Origin of the sequence: Bradyrhizobium sp. WSM1743 (assembly GCF_000473065.1) — a bacterium.
GTDB lineage: Bacteria > Pseudomonadota > Alphaproteobacteria > Rhizobiales > Xanthobacteraceae > Bradyrhizobium.
In genome coordinates this window covers 1-1,504 of sequence record NZ_AXAZ01000154.1, presented here as the reverse complement: position 1 = coordinate 1,504, position 1,504 = coordinate 1, and the positions used below count along the sequence as shown (strand labels likewise).

General features: G+C 58.6%; 1 protein-coding gene and 1 pseudogene. One reads left to right on the top strand and one right to left on the bottom strand.

Annotated elements, in window-relative coordinates; translation table 11 throughout:
* A pseudogene (locus YU9_RS44070) lies at positions 1-254 on the top strand (IS5/IS1182 family transposase); the annotation flags it as partial.
* Positions 255-294: 40 nt separating this feature from the next.
* Here YU9_RS44070 and YU9_RS44065 read toward each other — a convergent pair.
* Entirely contained in the window at positions 295-690 is a 396-nt protein-coding gene (locus YU9_RS44065) for a Fur family transcriptional regulator (protein ID WP_371259259.1), read from the bottom strand.
* Positions 691-1,504: the final 814 nt, after the last annotated feature.

Below are 1,504 nucleotides of genomic sequence, written 5' to 3'. Positions count from 1 at the left end.
AGCGCGAGCTGCGCCGCCGCTCCGCGATCGAGCCCATCGGACACCTGAAGGCCGAAGGTCACCTCGGCCGCTGCTACCTCAAGGGCCGCGCCGGCAACGCCGCTAACGTCGTGCTCTCAGCAGTGGGCCACAACTTCCGCCGCATCCTCGCCTGGCTCAGAGAACTCTTGTTCTCAGAGAACTCTTGTGCCTATTCCTGGGGCTGCCTATCGCGAACGCTCGCCTGTCCACCCAAGCTCAATCCGGCTTCTTAACGGACGAGTAGATCGGGCAATACAACCCCTTCCATGCGGCTTACCTCCTCTTCCGGATATGTACGATCACGTCGAGCCGCGTGATCTCGTAGCCGGGGATTGTATTCGGGACCTTGTTGAAGATCAGCTCCTGGGCTACATCTATCAACAGGTCGTCGCCTTCCAGATAGAAATGTGGATGCACAGACGTGTCGGTATCGAAGAACGACCTCGACCCGTCTGCGGCGATCCCACGCAACCGGCCGACCTCGGTAAACTGGTTCAGCGCGTTGTACACAGTCGCGAGCGATAGCGCCATATACGCCGCGATCGCCTCATTAAACAGCGCTTCCGCCGTGACGTGCTGATGGCCTTTCAGGAACAGGAGCTGACTCACACCAAGCACTGGCGCGTCGGCCGCAAACCAGCATCGCGCAACATACATTTGCACCGGCATGCGCCGCCGTCAGCTGCCGACTCGACCCTGCCCCATTCAGGCCGATATCGTAGGGATCGGTGGCCTCTATCGACAGAATGTCCATGGCTGCCCCGATCACGATTGCCACTTTTGCATGCTCTCTCCTCTGACCGTCGCCCTGACACGACTATCTGACTACCAGATTCGAACAGAGATTTTCTGAATTGGCGTCTCACATTACGAGAGTCAGGTATTGCCGACTCCAAGCAGCCTCTACGAGAATCGTCGTAGCATCTCGCGATATCAACCAAGCGAGACGGTCTGCAGGGCAGCGGTTGCAATTATCGTCGACCGAATTTGCTTCGGATCGCCGGGGTCTGCGGCCGCCATCCCACCACTGACTAGTCCTGCCGAGAACCACGAGGAGCGGAGCCCTCGCGGCACCGGGGCTGCACAGTTCCGCGGAGCGATCAGCTCGGCGAGCCGGCACGCGTTTTACCTGCGGAACGTAGCCATTCTTGCGGAAGCTTTCGATTTGATCCGGCGACAAGATTTTTGGCATGAGCGCTTCTTCTTCATTGAAGAACGATGTCTTATAACTATAGTCCGATATTGATTTAACGCGACTAGATCGGTGCTGGCGCCCAAATACAGCGCCGCATCGGCTTTTTATGATGAAATTAGTCGCGCCCTCCTTTAGTTCAGCGCGCTCTCTGTCGCTTAACGTAACCCGTTGTCCCGCAGAAACCGCCCGACGGCGCCATTCAGTAACGCGACGCTCCGAGGTTCCGCCTCCGATGCGGCCACGTGGCCGCTGTCGAATGGCAGACGCAGCAGCTGGGCGCCCCCGATC